23 protein-coding genes are annotated in these 25,152 nt (G+C 69.4%); 14 read left to right on the top strand and 9 right to left on the bottom strand.

All coding sequences use genetic code 11. The features are described 5' to 3' along the window. Nucleotides 1–678: 678 nt before the first annotated feature. Nucleotides 679–990, bottom strand: coding sequence for a transposase (locus AB0B45_RS43175; protein ID WP_358143461.1), 312 nt, complete (start codon nucleotides 988–990; stop codon nucleotides 679–681). 637 nt (nucleotides 991–1,627) lie between these two features. Between AB0B45_RS43175 and AB0B45_RS43170 the strand changes: the two genes are divergently transcribed. From AB0B45_RS43170 to AB0B45_RS43150, 5 genes are all read left to right on the top strand, one after another. Continuing rightward, entirely contained in the window at nucleotides 1,628–2,056 is a 429-nt protein-coding gene (locus AB0B45_RS43170) for a hypothetical protein (protein ID WP_358143459.1), read from the top strand. Nucleotides 2,057–2,591: 535 nt separating this feature from the next. Further along, entirely contained in the window at nucleotides 2,592–2,903 is a 312-nt protein-coding gene (locus AB0B45_RS43165; RefSeq protein WP_358143457.1) for a hypothetical protein, read from the top strand. Nucleotides 2,904–3,180: 277 nt separating this feature from the next. Continuing rightward, nucleotides 3,181–3,627, top strand: a complete 447-nt coding sequence (locus AB0B45_RS43160) for a hypothetical protein (protein ID WP_358143455.1) — start codon at nucleotides 3,181–3,183, stop codon at nucleotides 3,625–3,627. A gap of 230 nt (nucleotides 3,628–3,857) precedes the next feature. Continuing rightward, a complete protein-coding gene (locus AB0B45_RS43155) occupies nucleotides 3,858–4,661 on the top strand; it encodes a glycosyltransferase (protein WP_358143453.1) in 804 nt (267 codons plus the stop codon). A gap of 279 nt (nucleotides 4,662–4,940) precedes the next feature. Then, complete coding sequence (locus tag AB0B45_RS43150; RefSeq protein ID WP_358143451.1) at nucleotides 4,941–5,570, top strand: DUF5134 domain-containing protein; 630 nt, start codon at nucleotides 4,941–4,943, stop codon at nucleotides 5,568–5,570. 161 nt (nucleotides 5,571–5,731) lie between these two features. Here AB0B45_RS43150 and AB0B45_RS43145 read toward each other — a convergent pair whose 3' ends face one another. Continuing rightward, nucleotides 5,732–6,904, bottom strand: a complete 1,173-nt coding sequence (locus tag AB0B45_RS43145; protein ID WP_358143450.1) for an MFS transporter — start codon at nucleotides 6,902–6,904, stop codon at nucleotides 5,732–5,734. A gap of 204 nt (nucleotides 6,905–7,108) precedes the next feature. Here AB0B45_RS43145 and AB0B45_RS43140 point away from each other — a divergent pair, with 204 nt between their 5' ends. Then, nucleotides 7,109–7,522 carry a nitroreductase family deazaflavin-dependent oxidoreductase gene (locus AB0B45_RS43140; RefSeq protein ID WP_358143448.1) on the top strand — a complete coding sequence of 138 codons (414 nt, stop codon included), beginning with the start codon at nucleotides 7,109–7,111 and terminating at the stop codon, nucleotides 7,520–7,522. On the opposite strand, the gene AB0B45_RS43135 is transcribed toward AB0B45_RS43140, so the two are convergent. After that, a complete protein-coding gene (locus AB0B45_RS43135; protein WP_358143446.1) occupies nucleotides 7,515–8,096 on the bottom strand; it encodes a GNAT family N-acetyltransferase in 582 nt (193 codons plus the stop codon). The genes AB0B45_RS43140 and AB0B45_RS43135 overlap by 8 nt on opposite strands. 2 nt (nucleotides 8,097–8,098) lie before the next feature. Beyond that, entirely contained in the window at nucleotides 8,099–9,577 is a 1,479-nt protein-coding gene (locus AB0B45_RS43130) for an Nramp family divalent metal transporter (protein WP_358143444.1), read from the bottom strand. Nucleotides 9,578–9,645: 68 nt separating this feature from the next. Between AB0B45_RS43130 and AB0B45_RS43125 the strand changes: the two genes are divergently transcribed. Further along, nucleotides 9,646–10,008, top strand: a complete 363-nt coding sequence (locus tag AB0B45_RS43125; RefSeq protein WP_358143442.1) for a PH domain-containing protein — start codon at nucleotides 9,646–9,648, stop codon at nucleotides 10,006–10,008. Nucleotides 10,009–10,013: 5 nt separating this feature from the next. Here the strand turns inward: AB0B45_RS43125 and pgeF are convergent, their stop codons facing one another. Beyond that, the gene (gene pgeF, locus AB0B45_RS43120) at nucleotides 10,014–10,721 is read right to left on the bottom strand and encodes a peptidoglycan editing factor PgeF (RefSeq protein WP_358143440.1); all 708 of its coding nucleotides are present in this window, start codon (nucleotides 10,719–10,721) and stop codon (nucleotides 10,014–10,016) included. Between the two features lie 143 nt (nucleotides 10,722–10,864). On the opposite strand from pgeF, the gene AB0B45_RS43115 reads away from it, so the two are divergent. Then, nucleotides 10,865–12,157: a hypothetical protein gene (locus AB0B45_RS43115; RefSeq protein WP_358143438.1), complete on the top strand. Its 1,293-nt coding sequence runs from the start codon at nucleotides 10,865–10,867 to the stop codon at nucleotides 12,155–12,157. A 10-nt stretch (nucleotides 12,158–12,167) separates the two neighbouring features. Here the strand turns inward: AB0B45_RS43115 and glgA are convergent, their stop codons facing one another. Further along, nucleotides 12,168–13,334 carry a glycogen synthase gene (glgA, locus tag AB0B45_RS43110; protein ID WP_358143436.1) on the bottom strand — a complete coding sequence of 389 codons (1,167 nt, stop codon included), beginning with the start codon at nucleotides 13,332–13,334 and terminating at the stop codon, nucleotides 12,168–12,170. Nucleotides 13,335–13,655: 321 nt separating this feature from the next. Here glgA and AB0B45_RS43105 point away from each other — a divergent pair, with 321 nt between their 5' ends. From AB0B45_RS43105 to AB0B45_RS43080, 6 genes are all read left to right on the top strand, one after another. Continuing rightward, nucleotides 13,656–13,946: a hypothetical protein gene (locus tag AB0B45_RS43105; RefSeq protein WP_358143434.1), complete on the top strand. Its 291-nt coding sequence runs from the start codon at nucleotides 13,656–13,658 to the stop codon at nucleotides 13,944–13,946. Between the two features lie 166 nt (nucleotides 13,947–14,112). Then, entirely contained in the window at nucleotides 14,113–15,348 is a 1,236-nt protein-coding gene (gene glgC / locus AB0B45_RS43100) for a glucose-1-phosphate adenylyltransferase (RefSeq protein WP_358143432.1), read from the top strand. 218 nt (nucleotides 15,349–15,566) lie between these two features. After that, nucleotides 15,567–16,865 (top strand): hypothetical protein, encoded by a 1,299-nt coding sequence (locus AB0B45_RS43095; protein WP_358143430.1) that lies wholly within the window; start codon nucleotides 15,567–15,569, stop codon nucleotides 16,863–16,865. A gap of 26 nt (nucleotides 16,866–16,891) precedes the next feature. Beyond that, nucleotides 16,892–17,974 carry a GNAT family N-acetyltransferase gene (locus AB0B45_RS43090; protein ID WP_358143428.1) on the top strand — a complete coding sequence of 361 codons (1,083 nt, stop codon included), beginning with the start codon at nucleotides 16,892–16,894 and terminating at the stop codon, nucleotides 17,972–17,974. Then, nucleotides 17,974–19,140: a DegT/DnrJ/EryC1/StrS family aminotransferase gene (locus AB0B45_RS43085; protein WP_358143426.1), complete on the top strand. Its 1,167-nt coding sequence runs from the start codon at nucleotides 17,974–17,976 to the stop codon at nucleotides 19,138–19,140. Before AB0B45_RS43090 ends, AB0B45_RS43085 begins: the two co-directional genes overlap by 1 nt. 186 nt (nucleotides 19,141–19,326) lie before the next feature. Next, entirely contained in the window at nucleotides 19,327–20,850 is a 1,524-nt protein-coding gene (locus tag AB0B45_RS43080; protein WP_358143424.1) for a hypothetical protein, read from the top strand. Here AB0B45_RS43080 and AB0B45_RS43075 read toward each other — a convergent pair. From AB0B45_RS43075 to AB0B45_RS43065, 3 genes are read right to left on the bottom strand one after another with little or no spacing between them, the layout of a single operon-like run. Continuing rightward, nucleotides 20,779–21,876 (bottom strand): mechanosensitive ion channel domain-containing protein, encoded by a 1,098-nt coding sequence (locus tag AB0B45_RS43075; protein WP_358143422.1) that lies wholly within the window; start codon nucleotides 21,874–21,876, stop codon nucleotides 20,779–20,781. The two genes, AB0B45_RS43080 and AB0B45_RS43075, sit on opposite strands and share 72 nt — an antisense overlap. Nucleotides 21,877–21,904: 28 nt before the next feature. Then, nucleotides 21,905–22,900 carry a ribonucleotide-diphosphate reductase subunit beta gene (locus AB0B45_RS43070; RefSeq protein WP_358143420.1) on the bottom strand — a complete coding sequence of 332 codons (996 nt, stop codon included), beginning with the start codon at nucleotides 22,898–22,900 and terminating at the stop codon, nucleotides 21,905–21,907. A 46-nt stretch (nucleotides 22,901–22,946) separates the two neighbouring features. Continuing rightward, nucleotides 22,947–25,124 carry a ribonucleoside-diphosphate reductase subunit alpha gene (locus AB0B45_RS43065; protein WP_358143418.1) on the bottom strand — a complete coding sequence of 726 codons (2,178 nt, stop codon included), beginning with the start codon at nucleotides 25,122–25,124 and terminating at the stop codon, nucleotides 22,947–22,949. Nucleotides 25,125–25,152: the final 28 nt, after the last annotated feature.

Below are 25,152 nucleotides of genomic sequence, written 5' to 3'. Positions count from 1 at the left end.
TGTTTTTTTTTTTTTACGTATATTTCCCGTTGGCGGTGTCGTGACCGCTTTTGCGCTCCCCCCCCCTTCCGCATGCACAACGCCGCCAAGGAAAGCGGCCTCCCTCCACATCGATAACGAGGCCGCTCCAGACGCCCCCGAACATGCACCAACTCCATCGTCCATTCCGCACTCTCCAACGAATGGCCCACCGCTCACTCCGACCTGGTCAGCACAGCATTGCCGCCCGCGCCACTTCTCACCGGTCCGCCCTCGAATGGCAAACCGGCCTGAGCCTTGTCGACGACGCATGAAACCTGCTTCTGGCGCGAATTTCGTGATATCCCGACCATCCGCGCACTACCCGACCCCGACCTCATCCACGAAACATCGGTTCGCGCAGGCCGATCGATCTGCTGCCCGAACGCTCCGCCGGCGCAATGACCACCTGGCCGGCCGACCATCCCGGCGGACAGATCATCTGCCGAGATCGAGCCGGTTGCCATGCGGCCCGCGGCGCCCGCAGGTGATCCAAGTGGCCAACCGCCGGCACCTATGGCGAAACCTCGGTGAGATCGTCGAACGTATCGTTCCCCGGCAGCGCACCGCCCTGCCCGCCCTTCCGCCTCCAGGCCACCAGAGCGACCTGTCCGAACCCGGCGCCCCCATCGTCTCCAGCCCGACTCAAGAACTCGAGCATCAGGTCCGCACCGGCCGCCTGCCAAGCGGACACGTGAACGGCACGCCGCAGTCCATCGTGGGTGACGCGCTGACGGCCGTGTTGGCCAGGGCGACGAGGCGGAAGTGGTCCACGACGATCGTGGCGTACGGCAGGGCGCGGCCGACGGCGAAGGGGGAGCAGACGGCCGGGTAGATCGCCACGATACGCACCACTGCCGTCCACTCAGCTCCGCGGGCCGCCAGCCAGTCGATCACGGCGGCCCCGGTACGGCCGGCGGCCTGACCCAGCAGCCCACCGACGCCCGACAGGTCAACGAAGTCGGTCTCCAAGCCCTTCGGTTTCTCCCAGTCGCATCGGCCGCTTACGCCAGCGGAGCCGCCAGCTTCGGGTGGGTCCCATCGATGCCAAGACCTCGACCGGCTCCGGCTCAGCCTGCAGCTCATAAGCCAGCCTGCTGAGACGCCGATGCACCAGCGACCGGGCCAGCCGGGATTCGTGGCAGGCCGACGCCACCGACGAGGCCACCCGGCGGGTAGTCGCCCGGCACAACCGGCCCGTCACCCGCGCCCATGGTCGGAATCTCCGCCACCGACTCGGTGAACGCTTTTCGCGAGCCCAGTGGCTCGACGCTCGCAAACTGGCGCTGGTGCCGGCGCACGACCAGCCGCTCTTCGCCGTAGGTCAGATCCCGCGGCTTCCAGGAACACCGGGACGGCGTGCCACCCGCGCTCCAGGACCGCCCATGGGGCGCTCGCAAGGGCGGATCAGCGACCTGTCCAGACGCCCGGCCACCCCGCAATGGGGCGCGGTTTTCCCCACGGATACGGGATTCCGACAAATCACCCATACACACTGCTATTGGCATGAAAGGGATATGCAAGTCGACTCCGGTAGAAATCACTCATAGCTCAAACGAGCTCGCACCACCACATAGCTCCCCGGAGCCCAATCACAGGAGAAACCAACATGCTCGACCTCAAGAAGACCCTCGCCGCCGCCACCCTCGCAGCCTCCGCCATGGTCATCCCCATGGCACTGTCAGCCCAGCCCGCCGCCGCGGCCCCCGTAGCCGCCCAGGCCCACGCGACCGACGTCTCCGCCGTCGGCTTCAACACCGGCTGCGGCGGCGGCAACGGCGACGGCGAGGGCAGGGGCCGCGGCAAGAAGATCGAGATCAACAACAGCAGCGTCGGCGCCGGCTCCGCCAACAACGGCAGCACCGGGGGCACCGTCACAGGTAGCGACGCCAGCGTCAACTTCAACGCCAAGGGCGACGGCGAGGGCAGGGGCCGCAAGAAGATCGAGATCAACAACAGCAGCGTCGGCGCCGGCTCCGCCAACAACGGCAGCACCGGAGGCACCGTCACCAACAGCGACGCCAGCGTCAACTTCTAACCTCAACTCAATGATCGACCCCGACGTCGTTGATCGTAACGATCAGTGACCCAGGGCATGGGCGGTCGACGCTGTCGCGTCGACCGCCTTCCGCATGCACAACGCCGCCAAGGAAAGCAGCCTCCCTCCACATCGATAACGAGGCCGCTCCAGACGCCCCCGAACATGCACCAAGGACGACACACCAGCTCCGGCGACACTCGCCTTCCTGCACGCCATGACGCCACTCAACGCTCGCGGGTCCGCTTTCCACCCAAGGGCCCTGCGCCGGAACGCTCCAGACCCCACTGTCCGACTGGACCGCCCTCCAGATCTGGGCGCGGCTTCGACATCAGATCTCCCTGCCGCCTGCGAGAGCCGTCAGAACAGCGCACGGAAGTGGCAAGGGTCTTTCAGGGCAGAGCCTTGCAGTCAGCCACACAATCTCGACATATAGCTCAAACGATCTGTTATTTGCATGAAAGGGATATGCAAGTAGCTTCGGCTAGAAATAGCCATACAACTTCCCGAAACCCGCACCATTGGAGAACCCTTCATGATTGCCATCAAGAAGACGCTCGCAGCCGCGACGATCGCCGCGTCCGCCATGGTCGTCCCGATGACGATGTCAGCCCAGCCCGCCAGCGCGGCCACGGTGACCGAAGTCGCCTCCGTCGACATGCACACCGCAGTGGACCACCACAAGCCGCGGTGGCATAGGGGCCCCAAGAAGGCCAAGAGGGTGGTCCAGAACATCTTCATCATCGACAGCTGCGTCGGCGCCGCCTGCGCCAACGGCAAGCGCGCCAAGGGTGGCAAGGTACGCGGCAGCCGCGCCTCGATCAACTTCGGCCCCGGGCGCCGTTGATACAGGCAGAACTGACCAGCGCATGGGCGGTCGACGCGAAGAGCGTCGACCGCCCTCCCGCGTGTGCGGAAGCCGTCTATGGCGACACCCCCTGTACACACCGATCACCTGGGAAGCGAATGCACTGGCGGAGGGTCCGGTCAACCCCATCCCCTCCCCTGTCCCGGTGTTCCGTGATCGGGCTTGTGCGGCAGCCGATCACGACACAGGGGCATCAGGCCGCGAATTGTCGGTGGCAGCCTCTACGATGAGCGACCTCACGGAGGGATGTTCACAGATGCTCGACTCGCTGATCGTGCCGCTACTGGTCACCACCGATCTGCCGCCCGAGGCGGATCTGGCCGAGTTCGGTGACCTGCTCACCGATGCCGCGCGGACCCTCGATCGCGAGGGGTCGAGCTATCCGGCGTTCCTCGCGGGCAAGGTGTTCTGGCTCGATCAGCCCGGTTCGGCCGAGGCGCAGGGCGATCTCAGGTTCGCCGCGCTGCTCGGCTACCTGGCCGCTTCCGGCTCCGAGCACGTGGCCAGGAACGTGGTCGCCGACGCGCGCAAGGCCATCAGCGCCGCCGTCGACGCTCGCTACGGCGACCTCGGGGCGGCGACTCCGGCCGTCATGGCCATCCGGGCCACCGACGTGCGGGAGCGCACCCCTTCACCCGCACTGTTCGTCGAGACGGCCGACGCCCTGCCCGAACTGGTCGCCGTCACCAAGCCTTACACCTGACCGGGCCGATTCCCCTTGCGCATCTCCCCTGCCGCAACCCTTCGGTGAGCCACGCGGCCTTTCGGCCTCCCTCCGGCCCGCCCAGTTCCCGGCAGCCCAAGCTTCCAGGACCCCGCCCGGAGTAACGCTGCCCAGAGTCACTCCGGCCAGCCCACATCCCTCGCCGCGCCGCTGCGAGTGATCGTGGCCCGTTAGGGTGACGATCGAGTCGACCCCAGGAGATCACGGTCTTGTTCACCTTCGTCATCCCCGCACACAACGAAGAGTCCACCGTGGCCACCATCGTCGGCCAGGCGCGCGCCGCCGCCCAGCAGGGCGACCGCGTTCTGGTCGTCGACAGTGCCTCGACCGACGCCACCGCCGACCGGGCGGCCGCGGCAGGCGCGGAGGTCCTGCGCGGGCCGAAGGGCAAGGGTGCCGCCATGAACGCCGCACTCGACCTCGTCCGTACGGAATGGGTGTGCTTCCTCGACGCCGACCTGGTCTCGTCGGAGGTCAACATCGCCGCCGAGCTCCGTTCCGCGGCGTCCTCGGGAGCCGCGGGCCACGTGGTGGGCGACTACGAATACGACTACCCGGGCACGATCCTCAGCTCCACCTTCACCATCTACGAGCCGCTGACCGACAGGTTCTTCCCCGAGACAGGCTTCATGGGCGCCAACGCGCTGACCGGCTACCGGGCGATTCACCGATCGCTGCTCACCGCGCCGCTTCCCGCCGACTTCGGGGTCGAGTCCTTCCTCAACATCACCCTCGCGGTCGCGGGCGCGCGAACGGACGTTCGCCATCTGGGTGTCATCGGGAGCAGGTTCCGCCCCACCGGCGGGACGATGGCCCGCGAGATCGGCACCGCGATCCTCGACCTGGCCATCGCGCACGGCCGCCTCGAGCGGGCGGATCGTGGCGCGTGGGAGGCGTGGCTGGAGGAAGGCGTCGCCGCCATCGCGCCCCAGGCGGCCGACGGCGGCCGGTCGGCCACGCTGTCCCGCCTGTTCGCCGCGGTCCGCCGACCGATGCCATCTCTCGCCGACTAACGGACCGCCTCGACCGAAGCCGGAGCGCCGACGTCCCGGCACCCGGACGAGTGACACCACCCGGTCACGTCCGGTGAACCGATCTCCGTGGATCACAGGTGCTCTGGCGCACGTCGTCCAGCGGGGGCGGCGCCGTGCAGGTGTCGTGCGTCGACTCCCATCGAGGCGGCGGGTGGCCGCTCGTTCCTGCTGATTTTCGGCAGTTTGCGAATTCATCGATGAGTTCTGACCTCTTCGGGGATCAGTACAGGTGGACCTTCCCCCCGCTGAGAGGCCGCCATGACTTCCGCCGAACTGCCGCGCGTGGCGCTCACCGCCGTCTTCGTCCTGGTCGCGGCCTGGTTCGTGGCCGCGAGCGTGCGGCGCGGCGAGGGCCCCACCGAGACAAGCCCGGCGCGTGGGACCGGCCGGGCCTGCGACGTCGCCCATGCGCTGATGGCGGTGGGGATGGCCGTCATGGTGTGGCCGTGGGAGGTCGTCCCGAGCTGGCTTCAGGGGATGGCGTTCGCGGTCGTCACGCTCTGGTTCCTCATGCTCGCCGCCGCACCGGAGGCGGCGCACCGGGCCGTGGCGGGCGATCACCCCATGGACGCGGCCATGCGTGGGACGGCGAGGCGGTTGGCCAACCTGCACCATGCCTCCATGGCGGTGGCGATGACGTGGATGGTCGTCACCCTGCACGGGCACGGGGAGCGCATGGTCATGATGTCGCATCACGGAGCCCTCAGCACCGCGAGCGCGGGCCTGGTCGCGCTGCCGCCACCGCGGGCCGCGGTCATGGCGCTGGCGGGCTACTTCGTCCTGGCCGCCGTGCCCTGGCTGGCCGGAGCGGTACGGCGGCGCCGTACCCACCGGCTCTGTCACGCGGCGCTGTCGGCAGGCATGGGTTTGATGCTGCTCCTGCCCTGAACACCGACGCCACCCCCTGACACCGCCGGCCGGATCTGCCGTGAGGTCGACCACGCGAGGCCCGGCAGCCACTCCTGGCCGAGCCCCGCGTCGAGCCGTCCGCGGGAGAGCCGGTCGAGGGTGGCCGGCCGCCTGGCGAGCACGATGAATGGTCGCAGGTTCTACGTGCCGGAAACCTCCCCACGGAGTCGGAGCGGACTCGTCCTTCTCGACATCACCAGGGCCGTCACCAGGTACGGCACGCTGAACAGCACGAACAGCACGCTGTGCGAGAACACGAGCGAGGCGGCGCCGTACAGGACGAGGGCCACGATGGTGCAGACGTCGGTGAGCAGGCCCGCCAGCGAGGTGACGGTGGCGCGGCTCGGCCCGGTGATGCGCTTCTGCAGCCGCGCGTCGGCCAGCACCTCGCCGAGCTGGAACATCGCGAAGGCGACCGCGAGGCCCACGAACCCCGCCGGGTGCCCGGTGGCGGCGCCCACGCCGAGCGCGAGGCCGCCGACGGCGAGGACGGCGGCCAGGCCGCGCGTCCGCAGCCGCGCGGCCCGCTTGGCGAGCAGGCCGCCCGAGGTGGCGCCCACCCACACCAGCAGCACCAGCAGCGGTACGGCAGGCACCGCCGTGCCGCTCTCCTGTGCCAGCAGCGGCACGTACTCCTCCAGTTCGCCCCACACGGCGGTCACCGCGGGTACCAGCAGCAGCGCGTGCCGTACCCGGGGAGAGCGGCGCGCCTCGGCCAGGCCCTCCTTGAGCGTGTCGAGGTAACCGGTCGGGTCGTCGTCCTCGGGTTCGGCGCGGTGTTCGGGCAGTGTGACGGCGATGGCCGCGCACAACAGGCAGGCGAGCACGCTGCCCACGCCCACCGCGACGTAGCCCCCTGCGGCGAAGGCAGGGCTCGCAATGGCCATGGCGAGGGCGGTGGCGACCAGGCCGATGGAGCGGGCGCGCCCCATGACCTCGGCGTACCGCTCGCCCCTGCCGGTGTGGGAGAGGTTGTCGTGGACGAGCGCCTCGAACGCGCCCGATTCCAGGGCCTCGCGGGCGCCCCACAGCACGAAGCCTGCGGCGAAGGCCCAGTAGGAGGGCACCGCCGTCCACAACGCGAAGCCGGCGGCGCCCAGCAGCGGGCCCGCGACCAGCAGCGCCTTGCGGGAGAGCGAGTCGGCCAGCGCGCCGGTGGGCACCTCGAGCAGCAGCGCGGCGACCGCCCAGATGACGAACAGCGAGGTGATCTCGGGAACGGTCAGCCCGCTGTCGGAGAACAGCAGCGTGTAAACCGGGTAGAGCAGGATGAAGTCACCGAGGAACGAGAAAGCGTAGAGCTTCGGCAGCATGAGGTCTTTCCTGTCGGGGGGCGGTACGGACGTCGGGCGTGGTGACGTGCCCGGGGGTCCGCGCTCGCGCGCCCCGCGACCTCTGGTGCTGGATCAATGTCGCCAGGTCATGCTCGGATTCTAACCATGGCGACGGCGAGCGGCGGTCGCGGAACGGCCGCAACCGTGGCGCTGTCATTACCGAATCCCGGGTAGGGGGTGCACATGCTCTTCGGTAAAGAACACGTCCAGCGCTATCAGCAGACCGACGGCGCCGAGGGTCACGACTGGAACGGCACGACGACGCTGCTCCTGACGACGACCGGCCGCAAGTCAGGCGAGAAATACACCACTCCGCTGATCTACCAGCAGCAGGGCGACGACTACGTGGTCGTCGCCTCCAAGGGCGGCGACCCGCGCCACCCCGAGTGGTACCTCAACCTGCAGGCCGATCCGGCGGTCGAGGTTCAGGTCAAGGACCGGAAGTTCAAGGCCCGCGCCCGTACGGCCAAGCCCGACGAGAAGCCCGAGCTGTGGGGCGTGATGACCAGGGTCTGGCCCGACTACGACAACTACCAGACCAAGACCGACCGCGAGATCCCTGTGGTGGTCCTCGAGCCGGTCGAGCCGCTCAACTGACGGGTTCCCTGAGCATCGCCCACACCGTGGGCCCGTTCTCCGGCAGGAGGATCTCGCGGGTGACCTGGAAGCCGTGCTTCTCGTAGAAGGGGATGTTGGTCTCCTTGCTGCTCTCCAGGTAGGCCGCGACCCCGTCGGCGTCGCACCGGTCGAGCCTGGTGCGCAGCAGCGCGCTGCCCGCCCCGCGCCCCTGTGCGGCGGGGTCGGTGCCGATCTCCGCCAGATACCAGTGGGGCCGTGAGGGCCGCGCCTTGTGGAAGGTCGTCTCGAGCAGCCGGCCGTAGGAGACGCGCCGCCCCATGGCCGCGACGAACCCCGGCAGCGATCGCATCATGTCGAGCGCCGGCTGCTTGTGGCCCGGCGGGTCCCACAGGGTGGCGCCGACCAGGTCCTCGCCGTCGAACGCCAGGTCGCCGAGGGCGTGCACATGGCGGGCGAGGGTGGCGAACATGCGGTCGGTTCTCTCGCCCGACGGCAGCATCCAGCGGACGACGGGGTCGTCGTGGAAGGCGAGGGCCAGGACGGCGCCGATCCTGACGGCGTCCGCCTTCCTGTCGGCGGGACGAATGATCACTTTTAGAACGTTACCAGGGGCTCTCCGACGAAGTCGGCGATGAAGTTGACGAAGAAGAAGCCGAAGAACAGGAAGTTCAGCACCAGGACCACGTAGTGCCACCAGCGCGGTCGGGCCGCGCGCGGCAGCCTGCTGTTGAGGTACATCAGCAGGAACGGGTAGAACAGCGCGCCCAGGTTTGACATGTTGGCCGACCACTGCACCAGCTCGATGGGCACCGCCAGGTGCAGCACGATCGCGATGACGACCAGCAGCGTCAGCATGAACGGGTAGTAGAACCGCCTGGGATCGCCTTCGATGAGGGCGCGCAGGCGGGGGCTGGTGGCATGGGCCGCGTCGGTGGTGACGCGGACCATCGCCTCGAAGATGCCGAGCTGGGTGGAGAAGAGGATCAGCACCCCGACGATCAGCACGAGGATGAACATCGGCCTGCCGTACTCCTGGTCGAGCACGCTGGCCACGAAGGTCGGCACGTTGGCGGCGGTCGGCTTCTGGCCCGAGACCTCGACCGCGCGGGCCATCAGGATGGTGGGCAGCAGCATGCCGAGGATCGCCCCGACGAAGAAGACGCCCCACATGTCGACAATCAGCAGGCGGTACCACCGCTTCCAGGTGGCGGCGTTCTTCTCGTCGTCGGGGAAGGTCACGCCGCTGTCCAGCAGCTCGCTGCGGCCGCCGCGCAGGCCCGAGATGAAGCCCGTGCGGAAGCCCATCCCGTAGCCCTTGTCGCGGTAGTGGCCCATGACGTACCAGTTCAGGCCGGAGGCGAGGGCGGTGAAGCCCGCCAGTCCGCCGAGCTGGGTGGCGGTGATGCCGGGTGGCGGGGCGGCGGGCGTCACGAAGCCGCGGATGGCGTCCCACCACTGGGCGAAGGGCACCACGAACAGGTCGATGAGCAGCAGCGTGACGAGGATCGCGCTGACCATCACCCAGTTGGCCAGTTCCAGCGCTCTGCTGATGCGGCGGGCCGCGGCGGTGATGAGGAAGACCAGCACGAGCAGGCCGATGGCCCACAGCCTGGGCTCCTCCGCGCCGGCCGGCGCGACCGTGCCGTGGACCAGCGCGTAGACGCCCTGTCCCGCCGACGCTGCCCAGCCTCCTGCGATGAAGGCGAAGATGACCACGAAGACGGACAGGGGCACCCAGAACATGTAGCCGGGTGGCACCCTGCCCCATCCGACGACCGGCGCCTCGCCCGTGGCCAGCACGTAGCGGGAGCACTCGACGTTGTAGAAGGTCTGCAGGAGCGCCGAGACGGTGATCACCCAGCCGACGCCGACGAACCCGTACTGGCCCACGGCCTGCGGCCCGAGCAGCCATTCGCCGCTGCCGATGGAGATGCCCAGAGCGATCAGGCTCGGGCCCACGGCGTACTTGACCAGTTCCTTTGCCCCGATGCGCCGGACGCCGAAGACCTCCTCGGGTTGCGGCAGGTCGGTGACGACGAGGTCTGGGCGGCTCACTCCGAGTGGATGGGACATGTCCTCACACCCCTCTCAATATCAGGGTGTTCTGTAACAAACCTCGCGGCAAGGCCCATTTCTAGAATATGGACATCGCGTTCGACCGCCAGGAACAGCTGCAGCAGATCCAGAGCGGGCTGCTACCCGGAGAGCAGGTCATAGCGGTCTACGACGCCATCGGCGCGGGCACGGGCTTCCTCGGTCTCACCGACCGGCGCGTGATCGTGCAGGACAAGTCGTTCGTCGGCAAGAAGCTCGCGATCACCAGCATCCCCTACTCGAAGATCTCCGCAGTCAGCGTGGTGAGCAACAAGTCGTTCGCCGGGTCGTTCTTCTCCTCGGGGGCGATCGCCATCCATGTCGGGACGCACACCTACGAGGTGGAGTTCCGCGGCGAGAACAAGGCCCACCACGTGCACAACGTGATCCTGCACTACATCGCCCGATAGGGCCCTCAGCCCGCCAGCCATGCGTAGGCGGCGAAGCGGCCCGTCACGCGTTCACGACGGTAGGAGAACAGCTCGGGCGACTCGATCGTGCAGCGCTCGTCGTGCCGTACGTCAAGGACGCCCGCCGCGCGCAGCTGCGCGGTCACGCCCGCGCGGACGTCGAGGGCGGGGGTGCCGAGGCGGGTGGTGGAGCGCATCTCGGGCGGCGCGGATTCGCGCAGTTCGGGAGAGACTTCGTAGCACAGGCCGCAGGCGGACGGCCCGACCAGGGCGACCATGGTGCCCGGCCGCGCCCCGTGCCCCGTCATCGCTTCCACCAGCGCGGGGACCACGCCCTTGAACGTGCCCTCGCGCCCCGAGTGGGCCACGCCGACCAGCCCCGCGCCGGGGTCGGCCACCACCACGGGCACGCAGTCGGCCACCAGCACCGCGAGGCCGACGCCCGGCCGGTCGGTGAAGATCGCGTCGAGCGCGGGAGGCTCGTCGCCGAACGGCTCGCGGACGTAGGCGACGTCCGCGCTGTGCACCTGACGCATGAACACCACATTGTCGGGGTCGAGCCCCAGCTCCTTGGCGGTGTCATGGCGGTTGGCCAGCACGCTGTCGCGCTCGTCGCCGACCGCGCCGCCGAGGTTCCTGCCGTCGTACGGCGGTGCGCTGCCGCCCCCGCTCCTGTCGGTGATGACAACGTGGACACCCTCGGCCAGCAGCACGGGCTTCCCTTCGATCGTCGGCTCATGAAGCCTACGACAGCCACTCGGGCGGCGAGCGCGCCGCCGCCTTCCGGGGGTGGAACCGCGGTCGGCTCAACCGGGCGGGGCGGCCAATCGATGATCGATCTGCGAGACTTGCGGGCATGGCTGGGTTTGCCGTTCGTGCCGCGATCCTGGTGACCGCGCTGGCGGCCGGCGCCTGCGCGGGCCCGCCGTCCCCCGGGGCGGCTCCGACCCGATCGGGCGGGGCATCCTCCCCCACCGCGACCACCGCGACCACCGCGCCCTCCGGGACGCCGGTCGGGGTCATCTCCCCTGAGCCGGTGCCGGCGGCCCAGCTCACGGCTATCCCCGCGCGGCCCTCGACGTGCGAGCAACCGCCCGCCGGGCGCGACGACCTCAGGCCCGCCCGCGCGGCGTCGAGCTGGAAGCGGATCTTCACCGACGAGGCGACCGGCAGCATGGACGAGCTGGCCGCCGCTCCCGACGGCACGCTGTGGGCCACCTTCACCAGGCAGACCGCCAAGGGGCACGGCGTCGTCGAGTACACCGACGGCGGGCCACGCCGGTGGGACGGCACGGCGTGGACGGCCGTCCCGCTGCCGTCGCGTCCCGACATCCAGGTCGTGGCACTGGCCGCGGCCTCGAAGGAGCGGGCGTGGGCAGTGGGGATCTCGGTGAAGACCGGCTACGTCGCCGCCTTCGAGGGAGCCGGGTGGCAGGTGGAGCCGCTGTCGGGGCTCAGCGCCGAGAGCATCGGCTGGGGCGGCACGGCGGCCAAGGCCCTCGCGCCCGACCGGCTCTGGACGGTGAACGGGCGGGTCGGGCTGCTGGGCGCGGACGGCGCGTGGCGCTCCTACGCGCTTCCCTCCGAGGCCTCGGCCGTGGACGGCGAGGGCGACGAGCTGTGGGCGGCCGGCGGGACGGCGGCGCTGCGCTGGGAGGGCAGCGGCTGGCGCCAGGTCGGCCTGCCCGCGCTGGGCACCCCGGCGAAGGCGCAGTCGCCGCGGGTGTCGCTGGCCGACGTCGTCGTGCTCTCCCCCCGCGAGGTGTGGGTGGTGGGCGGGGTGTCCTGGCTGGTGCCGGGCGCCTACAACGAGGAGAACGAGCCGCTCGAACTGTCGCGTCCCGTGGCGCTGCGCTGGGACGGGTCGGCGTGGCGGTGCCACTGGGGCGCGGTGGGGACCGTGTTCACCGAGGCCGAGCCGGACGGGACGGGCGGCCTGTGGGCGCTGGACTCGACGCGTGGAAGGCTGTGGCGCCTGTCGGACGACAGGTGGACCGTGCAGAGCCCGCCCGTACCGGGTGGAAGGGTGCCGACGCTGACCGCGCTGGCCCGCCGGCCGGGCACGGCCGAGGTCTACGCGGTCGGCGCCTTCAGCCCCGAGGGCGCCGACCATCCCGCCTTCGCCGCCCTCTGGCGCACCACGGGCTGACGTTCGGCGGTCAGCCCGTCAGCGTGCGGTAGAGGTCCATGGTGCGCTCGGCGATGCGCTCCCACGAGAAGTGCTCGATCGCCCGCGCCCGGCCGGCCTCCCCGAACGCGCGGGCCCTGCCGGGGTCGCCCAGCAGCGCGTTGACCCGCTCGGCCAGGTCGGCGGCGAACCGCTCAGGATCGTCCGGCGTGCCGTCGGCCCCCTGCTCGATCGGCACCAGCAGCCCCGTCGAGCCGTCGGCCACCACCTCGGGAATCCCGCCCGTCGCGGTGGCGACGACGGCCGTCTCGCACGCCATCGCCTCCAGGTTCACGATGCCCATCGGCTCGTACACCGAGGGGCACACGAACACGGTCGCGTGCGTGAGCAGCTGGATGACCTCGGGCTTGGGCAGCATCTCGGAGATCCAGAACACCCCGTCGCGCCCCAGCCCTCCGACCAGGCCGCTCACCTCGGCGGCGATCTCCGGCGTGTCGGGCGCTCCAGCGCAGAGCACGAGCTGCGCCCCCGGGTCGAGGTCGCGGGCCGCGCGCAGCAGGTGGACGAGCCCCTTCTGCCTGGTGATCCGGCCGACGAAGACGACGTACGGCCTGCCGGGGTCGATGCCGTGCTTCTTCAGCACCTCGAGCCCGTGGTCGGGCGCGTACTCGACGGTGTCGATCCCGTTGTGGATCACGCTCACCCTGGCGGGCGCGATCTCGGGGTAGGCAGCCAGGACGTCGCGCCGCATGCCCTCCGACACCGCGACGATCGCGTCGGCCGCGGCGAGCGCGGTGCGCTCGGCCCACGAGGAGAGCGTGTAGCCGCCACCCAGCTGCTCGGCCTTCCACGGCCTGAGCGGCTCGAGGCTGTGGGTGGTGACGACGTGGGGCGTGCCGTACAGCATCTTGGCCACGTGACCGGCGAAGTTGGCGTACCAGGTGTGGCTGTGCACCAGGTCGGCGCCCTCGCACGCGGCGGCCATCTCCAGGTCGACGCCGAGCACCTGCAGGGCGGCGTTGGCCGTCTCCAGGCCGCCGGGCACCCGGTAGGCCGAGACGCCGGGCTCGTCCCTTGCCGCGCCGAAGCAGCGCACCCGCACGTCGGCCAGGCGTCTGAGCTCTCGGGCGAGGTACTCGACATGCACACCGGCGCCGCCGTACACCTCGGGCGGGTATTCACGACTCAGCAGATCCACGCGCACACCGCCGACCCTAACGCACGCCCGCGCTCCCGTACCCGCAGGAAAACCCCCGAGTAAAAGCGTTGATTAGATGGGTTTGGTGTACTTTTCTCCGCCGATATGCGCAGGATGTCAGCGGGAGCAAAAAGGAAAAGGGCCTGCCGATCGTGCGCCCCACCGCTCCTCGCCGTGCTGCGACCCCAGCGAATACGCACGTCACTCACCCGTCGGCATTCGCCGAAGAAAATGTCCCGCAACCATGAACTCCGCGGCCTTGCCGACAAGTGTCCGCGGCACTGGAAGGAGGGCGGGAGAATGCGCGGAAAGCACCGTGTGATGCTCCTCGGAATGGCTCTGGCCGCCGGACTGGCGGGTACGCCGGTCGCGAGCGCGGCGAGCACCGCCGTGGGCTCGACGAGCATCCAGGCCGTCACGCAGGACCCGGCGCCGCAGACCGATCGGCAGAAGAAGCTCTACAACAAGGGCTACGACAAGGGGTTCACGGCCGGAAAGCTTCACTGCGAGAAGGGCATGTCCTACTCCATCTCTCCCACGGGCGTGAAGTGGTACGACCGGGGATTCAAGGTCGGCTACGACAAGTCCTTCAGCAGCTGCCATCACCAGTAGGCGCCCAAGCCTACGACGTGGTGACGACGGTCATCGCCCGCGAATACGATGTTCCGAGGCGTGGAGGCGCCCCGGACGATCGCGATCACGGCGAGGCGCGACTCGCCGCCCGGATGGTGGGCAGGTGGACCTGCTTCGGCGGCGCGTTTCAGGGTAGCGTCACGCCATGACGTCGCCCAAGGTGCTCGCAGTCGTGCTGGCTGGTGGAGAAGGCAAGAGATTGATGCCGCTGACGGCTGACCGCGCCAAACCAGCGGTGCCGTTCGGCGGGATGTACCGGCTGATCGACTTCGTGTTGTCGAATCTCGCCAACGGCCACTACCTGCAGATCGTGGTGCTGACGCAGTACAAGAACCACAGCCTCGACCGCCATGTCTCACGGACCTGGCGGTTGTCGGCCATGCTGGGCAACTACGTGACACCCGTTCCCGCGCAACAGCGCCTGGGGCCGCGCTGGTTCTCCGGCTCGGCCGACGCGCTGTTCCAGAACCTCAACCTGATCTACGACGAGCTGCCCGAGCACGTGATCGTGTTCGGCGCCGACCACATCTACCGGATGGACCCGCGGCAGATGGTGGCCCAGCACGTCGACTCCGGGGCGGAGGTGACGGTGGCGGCGATCAGGCAGCCGCTGTCGCTGGCCGACCAGTTCGGCGTCATCGAGACCGACCCTTCGGGGCGGAGGATCGTGGCGTTCAGGGAGAAGCCGAAGGACGCGGTGGGCCTGCCCGACCACCCCGACGAGGTCTACGCCTCGATGGGCAACTACGTCTTCAAGACGCAGTCGATGATCGACGCTCTGCGCGAGGACGCGCTCGACCCGACCAGCAAGCACGACCTCGGCGGCAACATCATCCCGATGCTGGTCAAGTCGGGCGGCGCCGAGGTCTACGACTTCGCCAACAACCTCGTGCCCGGCTCGACCGAGCGCGACAGGGGCTACTGGCGCGACGTGGGGACGCTCGACGCCTACTACGAGGCGCACATGGACCTGATCTCCGCGCACCCGGTCTTCAACCTCTACAACGACAGGTGGCCGATCTACACCGGGCACGACCCGCTGCCGCCCGCCAAGTTCGTGCACAACGAGGGCGACAGGGTGGGCCGCGCCATCGACTCGCTGGTCTCCCCCGGCGTGATCATCTCCGGCGGTACGGCACAGCGCTCGATCCTGTCGCCGCGCGTGGTCCTGCACTCCCACTCCCTGGTGGAGGACTCGGTGCTGATGGACAACGTCAAGATCGGCAGGGGCGCCATCGTTCGCAAGGCGATCATCGACAAGAACGTCGTCATCCCCGACGGGGCCAGGATCGGCTTCGACCTCGACTACGACAGGACCCGCTTCGCCGTCACCAGGGAAGGCGTCGTGGTGATCGGCAAGAACGAGATCGTGGATCGCTAGCCGTACCGCGACGAGTATCGGCATCCCTCGGGTCGTGACATGTCATGACCCGAGGCCGAGCCCCCGGTTCGTCACCCATAACGAGTGACTCACGACATGCCGGGTCACCCCAGCCATCGGACATGATGGTCAATGTGACAAGTGAGGCGCCTGACTCGGACGACCGGGTGAAAGTTACCGGTAAGACCGCTGCAAGCGGCCCGGCCGATGATGGGGCCATGCCAACCGCCGTGGCCGCCCCCACCCTTGCCGACCGTCTGCGCAAGGACCTTCGCAACCCCCTGTTCCTCCAGGCCTACGCGCTCATGATCAACACCGCGATCACCGCGGTACTGGGGCTCGGCTACTGGTTCCTGGCCACCAAGCTCTACACGCCCACCGCCTTCGGCGAGGGGCAGACGATGATCAGCGCCATGCGCCTGTTCTCCTCGCTGACCGGTCTGGCGCTCGCGGGGGCCATGGCGAGGTTCATCCCGGTGGCGGGCCGGCGCACCTCCGAGTTCGTGCTGCGCGGCTATGCCGTGGCCGGGGCGACGGGTGTGGTCGGGGCGCTGGCCTTCCTGCTGACGCTCCCGCTGTGGGGTCCGGCCTACGCCGGCCTCGGCGGTTTCGGCCCTGGGCTGTTCTTCCTGGCCTCCGTGCTGGTCTGGACGATCTTCACGCTCCAGGACGTGACGCTGGCCGGCCTGCGCAAGGCGGTCTGGGTGCCGGCCAACAGCCTGGCCTTCGGCCTGGTGAAGATGGCGATGCTGGTGGGCCTGGCCTTCGCGCTGCCCACGGGCGGCCTGTCCGGAGGCATCTTCCTGTCGTGGATCATCCCGACCGCGATGGCGTTGATCCCGATCAACTGGTTCATCTTCAAGGTCGCCATCCCCCGGCATGTCAAGGAGAACGCGGGCGACCCGCCCCCGCTCAGCCAGGTCGGCAGGTTCCTCGCCGGCGACTTCCCCGGCGCGCTGTCGTTAATGCTGACCCTCTACCTGGTCCCGGTCCTGGTGGCCGCCTGGCTCAACGACGCCACCGTCTTCGGCTACTTCTCCGTCACTCACACGCTGGGCTGCATGATCGGGCTCCTGGCCTCCAACATGGCCGTCTCGCTCACCGTTGAGGGCTCCTTCAAGGCCTCCGAGCTGGCCCGAAGCGTCCGCAACGCGCTGCGCCGAATCGTGCTGATCATCGTGCCGATCGTCGCGATCGCCGTGCTGGGCGCGCCGCTGATCCTGTCGGTGTTCAGCGGCGAGATGGCCGAGGCCGCCTCGCCCCTGCTGCGGCTGATGGCGCTGTCGGTGCTGCCCGGCATGCTGATCGAGATCCACCTCAGCACGCTCAGGGCGATGAACCAGGCCAGGCGGCTGGCGATCGTGCAGATCGGGCTGGCCGTGCTGATGCTGGGCATGATCGCCGTCCTCTTCCCCCTGGCAGGGATCACCGGTGTGGGCTACGCGGTGCTGGCTGCCAATGCGATCATCGCTCTGACCGTGTTGCCACACCTACGTAAGGTTGCTGCTGTTTCTTAACGAGGATGGGTATGTTCCGGCTTGATATGAAACGTTCAACCTTCGCCGTCGTCAGACCCCGCGAGCTCGGCGACAGCGAGCTCACTGCCTGGCGTGACATGCAGGCAGCCCAACCTCACCTCGCCAACCCCTTCCTGAGCCCCGAGTTCACGATCGCGATGGGCGAGGTGAGCAGGGCGGCACGCGTCGGGATCATCAGCGACGAGGAAGGCATCGCCGGCTTCCTGCCGTTCGAGGTCGGAGGGGGCGGCGTGGGGGCCGCGATCGGCTCGTGGGTCTCGTTATGCCAGGGCGTGATCCACCGGCCCGGCGCCCGCTTCGACGCCGAAGCGCTGCTCAAGGGATTGGGACTGCACGTCTGGGCGTTCGGCTGCCTGGTGGAGGGCCAGCCGTGGTTCCAGCCCTATGAGACCCTCTCGCAGCAGAGCGTGGTGCTCGACCTGTCGTCCGGCTATGCCGACTACGCGGCCGAACTGGCCAAGCGCTCGTCGAAGTTCTACAAGAGCACGCTGTACAAGGAGCGCAAGCTCGGCAGGGACTTCGGCGAAGTCACCTTCGACTTCGCCTCGCGCAGCGCCGACGACTTCCGCGTGCTGCGCGAGTGGAAGTCCTCGCAGTACCGGCGGATGGGCCGCGCTGACAGGTTCGGGCAGCCATGGGTCGTGGAGCTGGCCGACCGGCTGCACGCCATCGACGCGCCCGCCTTCGCCGGCCCGCTGTCGATGATGTACGTCGACGGCCGCCCGGTCGCCGGGCACTTCGGGCTGCGCTCCGACTCGGTGCTGATCGGCTGGTTCCCCGCCTACGATCCCGAGTTCGCGAAGTACTCCCCCGGCCTCATCCAGCATCTGCACATGGCGGAGGCCGCCGCGGGGATCGGTATCCGCGCCCTCGACCTGGGCATCGGCACGGGCTCGGAGTACAAGGACGCGTTACGGAGCACGGGCGCGCCGGTCACCGAGGGGGTCGTGCGCCGCCGTACGCTGGGCGCCACCCTGCACAAGCTGCGCCACGAGCCGGTCCGCCGCGCGCGCAGGCTCATCCTGGAGACCCCCGCGCTCTACGGCGCCGTGGACAAGATGCTGCGCGCGTACGGCAGGCGCCGGTGATGCGCGACAGGGTGGGACAGGACTGCCTCCACGTGCCCTCGGGCAGGTTCGCCCTCTACCTGGCGCTGCGCCACTGGTTCAAGCCGGGCGACAAGGTGCTGCTCGCGCCGACCAACTGCGAGATCGTGCTGTTCATGGTGCTGGCGGCGGGGCTGACCCCCGTGCTGGCGCCGGTCTCGTGGCGCGACGGCAACATCGACGTGCCGGCCGTCGACTGGGCGGGCGTGTCGGGCGTCCTCACCACCCACCTGTACGGCCAGCCCGACCGGATCGCCGAACTGCGGGAGGCCTGCTCGCGCCACGGGGTGACGCTCATCGACGACGCCGCCCACGCCATGCTGACCACGGTCGGCGGGCGGCTCGCCGGCACGTTCGGGGCGGCGGGCGTCTACAGCCTGGCCAAGCACGGCCGCGCGATGTCCGGCGCCTTCCTCACCTGCGCAGATCCCGCCGACCTTCGGGCGCTGACCGAGGCGAGGGACGAGCTGCTCGTCCCCGGGCGCCAGCTCGCGGCCGTCGTGCGGCCCGTCATCAGGGAGACGATCTATCGCACCGGGCTGGTGCGCCCGATCTGGCTCGCGCTCAAGCGGCTGGGCCTGATGCGGTGGACGGGGCACCGCCTGCCCTCCCGCGAGCCCGAGCTCAAGGCGGCGCTGGCCGCGCTGACACCGGCGGCGTCGCAGAAAGGCGACGCGCGGGCGGCGGACGGCGAGCTGCTGTCGGCTCTCGACTACTGGCTCTCGATCGACCAGGCCGACTGGCGGATGCGCCATGGCCCGCTCGTGCGCCGGTATCAGGACTCCAGGTTCCGCGTGATCGACCGGGAGAGGGAGCCGCGCCTGACGGGAGTTCGGCTGCTGCGCGACACTCCGTGGGCGGCCGAAGGGGTGCGCCACGCCGAGCCCCAGCCGCTGCTGCGGGTCCCGCTCGTGGTCGAGGACAGGGACGCGGTCGTCGCCCGGCTCGAACAGCGGGGCGTCGTCCCCGGGTTCATCTACGACCCGCCGCTGAACGACTACCTCGATCTGGTGCCGGCGGGGCCGAACCCCGAGGCCGCGCGCTGGTGGACGAGCCATGTCCTGCCCGTCGACCCGCTGCGCGCCCGCAAGATCGCCGGGCTCCTCACCGAGCTCGGGGTCCGGCCCGCCGTACCGCCTGCGGTGTGACCCCGGGCGTGGGCGGCGTGGATCCATGCCCGGGGCGAGTGGCGTTCACATCCATCCGGGGGGCGCCATTCCCGCCGGTCAGACCTGAGAAAGAAAAAGCCTGACGGCTTGGACCGCTTTCTTTCTCGCGAACACCACAAAGGTAAAAGGCAATTCGCGTGGGCGCCACAGATTAAAATCTCACCCGTGCGCAGATTATCTCCGGCCGAACGCCGCCTGTGGCGCGCCTTTCCCAGCGGTGCGTGGGTCGATCTGCGCGCGGGCGACAAGGAACTCGACGATCCCTCGCAGGCCGGCCGGTGGGGGCGCGAGCGCGAGGTGCGGGCCGAGGTGATCGCCGCGCTGCTTCTCGGGGCCGTCGAGCGCACCCCCGGGCAGGTGCCAGGGGTACGGCTGGCCGGCGCCCGCGTGGTCGGCTCCCTCGACCTGTCGGGCGCGGCCATCGACGCCACGCTCTACCTGCTCAACTGCCACCTCGCCGAGCCCGTCGACCTGTCCGACGCCACCGCCAAGGGCGTCCGGCTGCGCGGCTGCGAGCTGAGCAGGTTCAAGGGCTCGCGGATGAAGGTGGACGGCCTGCTGGAGCTGGACGGCTCGACCGTCCATGCCGGGGTGCGCCTGGACAACGCCCGCGTCGAGGGCCAGTGCCGCCTGTCCAGGACGACGCTCACCGCGCCGCCGCCGCGCACGACCACGTCCGAGTCGGCCCACGGCGACGTGCGCGAGCCGGAGGACAACCGGGGCGGCACCATGCACGAGTGGGCGCTGTGGGCGGGCGGCCTGTCGGTGGGCGGCGGCACGTTCCTGCGCGGCCTGCGCGCCCACGGCGGGCTGCGGCTGATCGGCGGCGAGTTCCCCGGCGGCCTCTATCTCGAGCAGGCGCACGTCGGCGCGATCAACGCCGACTTCATGACCGCGGCCACCGCGGAGCTCAGCAACGGGTTCAGGGCCGACGGCACGATCAGGATGCGCGGCGCGCGCGTCGACGGGGTCCTGTCCTTCCACCACGCCGAGCTGAGGTCGCCGGACAGGGCGCTGCACCTGAGCCACATGCAGGCCGACGAGGTGATCATGCGTCCCGACGTGGTCGAGGGCGGGGTGAACTTCGGCTACTCCCGCTTCGGGGTGCTGCTCGACTCCCCCGACGCCTATCCGGAGACCGTGCAGCTCAACGGCCTGACCTACGAGTCGCTGCGCGGCCCGTGGACGCTCGCCGAACGGCTCGGCTGGCTGTGCCACGATCCCGACGGTTACCGGCCGCAGCCGTACGAGCAGCTGGCCTCGTGGTACCGGCGCATCGGGCACGAGCCTGACGCGCGGCGGGTGCTGCTGGCCAAGCAGCGCGAGCGGCGCGGCACCCTGCGCGTGCCAGGCAGGATGTGGGGGCGGCTGCTCGACCTCATGGTCGGGTACGGCTACCGCTCGTGGCTGGCGGGCCTGTGGGCGGTGGTCCTGCTGGCCGCGGGAACGGTCATCTTCGGCCAGGTCCCGCCCGTCCAGGTCGACCCGGACGAGGTGCGCACGTTCGACGCGTTCGTCTACTCGCTCGATCTGCTGGTGCCGGTGAGCGTGTTCGAGGTGCGCGGCGCGTACGAGCCCGCCGGGTGGACGGCGTGGGTGGCGTGGACGCTGGTGGTGTCAGGATGGATCCTGGCCACCGCGCTGATCGCGGGCGCCACGCGGGTCCTTCGGCCAGCTCCCGGGGCCTGAGTCGGCGAACGCGCCGAGGGAGGAGCCCTCCACCCTGAAGCGCGGCAGCGCGTGCGGGTGGTGGGCCCTCAGGTAGGTCACGAGGTGCTCGCGGGCGTCGCACTTCAGATCCCAGACCGAGGCCGAGTCGGCCGCGCTCATCAGCGCGCGCAGTTCCACCAGGCCGTTGTGCTGGATGTCGGTGACCTGGAGCGTCCAGTCCTTCTGGTCCCACAGCGGGTGGTCCTTGATGAAGCGGTGCAGCTCCTCGCGTACCTCGTCCACCGGCACCGACCAGTCGACGCGGATGTAGACGTGGCCGATGACCCTGCTGCCGTGCCTGGTCCAGTTCTCGAAGGGGTTCTGGGTGAAGTAGGAGACGGGGAAGACCAGGCGCCGTTCGTCCCACGAGCGGACCACGACGTAGGTCAGCGTGAGCTCCTCGATCCTGCCCCACTCGTTGTTGACCACGACCACGTCGTCGAGCCGCAGCGCGTCGCTGAAGACGAGCTGCAGTCCGGCGAGCATGTTGCCGATCGTCGACTGGGCCGCGATGCCGACGATCGCGCCCGCAATGCCGGCCGAGGCGAGCAGTCCCGCGCCGAGCGCCCGCACCTCGGGGAAGGTGAAGAGCGCGGCGCCGAACGAGATCACGATGATCACCGCGGCGGCGGCCCTGCGGACCAGCGTGATCTGGGTTCTGGCTCGCCTGGCTCTGCGGTTGTTCTCCTCGACCCGTTCGAGCTGGTCGAGGACGACGTCGGTGACCGCGTAGGCGGCCTGGATGAGCAGCCAGGTGAACGCGGCGATGGTGACGACGCCGGTGAGACGCTCGACGATGGGGCCCGCCGTGCTGCTGACCATGGTGGGGGCGAAGGCGGCGTTGAAGGCCACCACCGCCGCCACGGCGAACCCGGGCCAGGTGCACCTGCGAACCAGGTGCCCGAGGAAGTCCCAGGTGTGGCCCGCTTTGAGGAGGAGCCTGCGAACCAGCTCGACACCGATGATCGCTCCGACGACGGAACCGATCAGGATGAGCCAGTTCACCGGCGACACAATCATGCCCCCTAATGTCTCAGAATGTCTCGTCGAAGGTCACATTGCCCTCAACGGCTACCTGGTATGCGGAAACCCTACGTTCGAAGAAGTTCGCCAGCTCCTGCACGTCCTGCAGTTCCATGAACGCGAAGGGGTTGGCGGTGCCATACCTGATCGGCATGCCGAGGCGGCGCAACCGCTGGTCGGCGACGTATTCAAGGTACTCGCGCATCTGCTCGACGGTCATACCCGACATGCCGTCGCCGCACAGGTCGCTCGCGAAGGCCAGCTCGGCCGCGACGGCCTCCTCCAGCATCGTGGTGACCTGCTCGGCGAGCTTGTCGTCGAACAGGTCGGGCTCCTCCGCCCTGACGGTGTCGACGACGCTGAAGGCGAACTCCATGTGCATCGACTCGTCGCGGAAGACCCAGTTGGTGCCGGTGGCCAGGCCGCCGAGCAGGCCCCGGGAGCGGAACCAGTAGACGTAGGCGAAGGCGCCGTAGAAGAACAGGCCCTCGATGCACGCGGCGAAGCAGATGAGGTTGAGCAGGAAGGTCCTGCGGTCCTCCTTCGTCTCCAGCCGTTGCAGGTCGGACAGGGAGTCGATCCAGCGGAAGCAGAACTCGGCCTTGTCCCGGATGGAGGGGATGTTGTCGACGGCGGCGAACGCCTTGACGCGCTCGTCGGGGTCGGGCAGGTAGGTGTCGAGCAGCGTCAGGTAGAACTGCACGTGCACCGCCTCCTCGAACAGCTGCCTGGACAGGTACAGGCGGGCCTCGGGGGCGTTGACGTGCTGGTAGAGGTTGAGGACGAGGTTGTTGGCGACAATGGAGTCGCCGGTGGCGAAGAAGGCGACCAGGCGGTTGATGAGGTGGCGTTCCTGGGGCGACATCTTGGCCAGGTCGGCCAGGTCGTTGTGCAGGTCCACCTCCTCGACCGTCCAGGTGTTGCGGATCGCGGCCCGATAGCGCTCGTAGAAGTCGGGGTAGCGCATCGGGCGCAGCGTCAGGTCCATACCGGGGTCGAGCAGCATGTGTTCTCCTTGCGAACGGATCGTCTGTCGTGCGGCGACGCGGGTCCTACTGGCAGGCTTCGCAGACCTCGGGGTTCTCCAGCGAGCAGGCGACCGCCTCGCTCACCGTGAACGCCTGCTCGGGCGCCGCCTGCACGGTCGTCTGCGCGATCCTGGTGGCCGGGCGTGAGCGCAGGTAGTAGGTGGTCTTCAGCCCCTGCTTCCACGCGTAGGCGTACATCGACGACAGCTTCCCGATCGTCGGCGTCGCCATGAAGAGGTTCAGTGACTGCGACTGGTCGATGTACGGCGTCCGCGCCGCCGCCAGGTCGATGAGCGCCTTCTGCGGCAGCTCCCACGCCGTCCGGTACAGCGTCTTGAGCTCCGCCGGAATCCCCTGGATGTCCTGGATCGAGCCGTCGGCGCGCTTCACCGCGTCGCGCATCTCCTGCGTCCAGAGGCCGAGGCGCTGCAGGTCCGCGACCAGATACCGGTTGACCTGCAGGAACTCACCCGACAGGGTCTCGCGCTTGAAGATGTTCGACACCTGTGGCTCGATGCACTCGTAGCAGCCCGCGATGGAGGCGATCGTCGCCGTCGGCGCGATGGCGATCATGAGGGAGTTGCGCAGTCCCGTCCTGTCGATCTTGGCGCGCAGGGCCGTCCACTCGGGCGTGCCGCCGACGCCGTAGTGGTCGGGGTGCAGCACGCCCTGCGCAGCCCTGGTGTCGCCGTAGGAGGGGTGGCGCCCGCGCTCGACGGCCAGGTCGGCGGAGGTGTCGTAGGCGGCCAGCGCGATCTCCTCGGCGATGCGCGTCGACAGCGCCAGCGCCTCAGGGGAGTCGAACGGCAGGCGCAGCGAGAAGAACACGTCGGCCAGACCCATCACGCCGAGCCCGATGGGCCGCCAGCGCAGGTTGGCGGTCTCGGCCTCAGGCGTCGGGTAGAAGCCCAGGTCGATCGTCTTGTCCAGGAAGCGCACGGCGGTCCTGACGGTGGCGCGCAGCCGGACCCAGTCCATGGTGCCGCCCGCCAGGTGGGCGGCCAGGTTGATCGAGCCGAGGTTGCAGACGGCGGTCTCGCCGTCGCTGGTGACCTCGAGGATCTCGGTGCAGAGGTTGGACAGGTGGATGACGTTCTCCGGGCGCGCCGTCTGGTTGGAGGCGCGGTTGGCGGCGTCCTTGAAGGTCATCCAGCCGTTGCCGGTCTGCGCGAGCGTACGCATCATCCGGCCGTAGAGGGTGCGCGCGGGGATCTGACGGGTGTGGAGGCCCGCCGCCTCCGCGGCCCGGTAGGCGTCGTCGAAGGCCTCGCCGTACAGGTCGGTGAGGTGCGGCACCTGCTTCGGGTCGAACAGCGACCACGGCTGGTCGGCCTCGACGCGGCGCATGAACTCGTCGGGCACCCAGTTGGCGAGGTTGAGGTTGTGGGCGCGGCGGGCCTCCTCGCCGGTGTTGTCGCGCAGTTCGAGGAACTCCTCGATGTCGGCGTGCCAGGTCTCCAGGTAGACGCAGGCCGCGCCCTTGCGGCGGCCGCCCTGGTTGACGGCGGCGACGCTGGAGTCGAGCGTGCGCAGCCAAGGGACGATGCCGTTGGAGTGGCCGTTCGTGCCGCGGATCAGCGAGCCGCGCGAGCGGACCCTGGTCCAGGCGATGCCGATGCCGCCGGCGTACTTCGACAGCCTGGCGACCTGGCCGTAGCGCTCGTAGATCCCTTCCAGCTCGTCACGCGGCGAGTCCAGCAGGAAGCAGGACGACAGCTGGGCGCGGCGGGAGCCCGAGTTGAACAGGGTGGGCGAGCTGGGCAGGTACGACAGCGTGGACATCAGCGCGTACAGCTCTGCGGCCTCGGCCACCGATACGACAAGGCCGCACGCGACGCGCAGCATGAAGTGCTGCGGGCGTTCGAGCACGTCGCGCGTCTCGGGGTGGCGCAGCAGGTAGCGGTCGTAGACGGTGCGCAGGCCGAAGTACTCGAACCTGTCGTCGGCGCTCTCGTCCACCAGCGCGTCGAGGGCCGCGGCGTTGGCCGCCACGAAGGCGGCGAGGCCGTCCTGGAGCAGGCCCGCGGCGTGGGTGGCCGCGATCGACTCGGAGAAGGTCCGCACGCCGTGCGCGGCCGCCTCGTCCGCGATCTCCTCGGCCAGCAACCTGGCGGCGACCCTGGAGTTCTCCGGATCGGCGATCACTCTCGCGGCGGCCTCCTCGATGGCCAGCCGGCGATCCACCTCTACGATCTGCGTCACGCTCTCTCCTCGCGAGCTCGCCCCCGTG

Source organism: Nonomuraea sp. NPDC049152 (assembly GCF_040648355.1).
Classification (GTDB): domain Bacteria; phylum Actinomycetota; class Actinomycetes; order Streptosporangiales; family Streptosporangiaceae; genus Nonomuraea.
The sequence above is the reverse complement of the archived record's forward strand: the minus strand, read 5'-3'. Positions and strand labels throughout refer to the sequence as shown.

What these genes read in the sequence shown, in the direction of transcription:
- AB0B45_RS43170 (WP_358143459.1), top strand. Translation starts at nt 1,628, where the DNA reads ATGCTCGACCTCAAGAAGACCCTCGCCGCCGCCACCCTCGCAGCCTCC.
- AB0B45_RS43165 (WP_358143457.1), top strand. Translation starts at nt 2,592, where the DNA reads ATGATTGCCATCAAGAAGACGCTCGCAGCCGCGACGATCGCCGCGTCC.
- AB0B45_RS43160 (WP_358143455.1), top strand. Translation starts at nt 3,181, where the DNA reads ATGCTCGACTCGCTGATCGTGCCGCTACTGGTCACCACCGATCTGCCG.
- AB0B45_RS43150 (WP_358143451.1), top strand. Translation starts at nt 4,941, where the DNA reads ATGACTTCCGCCGAACTGCCGCGCGTGGCGCTCACCGCCGTCTTCGTC.
- AB0B45_RS43145 (WP_358143450.1), bottom strand. Translation starts at nt 6,904, where the DNA reads ATGCTGCCGAAGCTCTACGCTTTCTCGTTCCTCGGTGACTTCATCCTG.
- AB0B45_RS43140 (WP_358143448.1), top strand. Translation starts at nt 7,109, where the DNA reads ATGCTCTTCGGTAAAGAACACGTCCAGCGCTATCAGCAGACCGACGGC.
- AB0B45_RS43130 (WP_358143444.1), bottom strand. Translation starts at nt 9,577, where the DNA reads ATGTCCCATCCACTCGGAGTGAGCCGCCCAGACCTCGTCGTCACCGAC.
- AB0B45_RS43125 (WP_358143442.1), top strand. Translation starts at nt 9,646, where the DNA reads ATGGACATCGCGTTCGACCGCCAGGAACAGCTGCAGCAGATCCAGAGC.
- AB0B45_RS43115 (WP_358143438.1), top strand. Translation starts at nt 10,865, where the DNA reads ATGGCTGGGTTTGCCGTTCGTGCCGCGATCCTGGTGACCGCGCTGGCG.
- AB0B45_RS43105 (WP_358143434.1), top strand. Translation starts at nt 13,656, where the DNA reads ATGCTCCTCGGAATGGCTCTGGCCGCCGGACTGGCGGGTACGCCGGTC.
- glgC (WP_358143432.1), top strand. Translation starts at nt 14,113, where the DNA reads ATGACGTCGCCCAAGGTGCTCGCAGTCGTGCTGGCTGGTGGAGAAGGC.
- AB0B45_RS43095 (WP_358143430.1), top strand. Translation starts at nt 15,567, where the DNA reads ATGCCAACCGCCGTGGCCGCCCCCACCCTTGCCGACCGTCTGCGCAAG.
- AB0B45_RS43090 (WP_358143428.1), top strand. Translation starts at nt 16,892, where the DNA reads ATGAAACGTTCAACCTTCGCCGTCGTCAGACCCCGCGAGCTCGGCGAC.
- AB0B45_RS43085 (WP_358143426.1), top strand. Translation starts at nt 17,974, where the DNA reads ATGCGCGACAGGGTGGGACAGGACTGCCTCCACGTGCCCTCGGGCAGG.
- AB0B45_RS43070 (WP_358143420.1), bottom strand. Translation starts at nt 22,900, where the DNA reads ATGCTGCTCGACCCCGGTATGGACCTGACGCTGCGCCCGATGCGCTAC.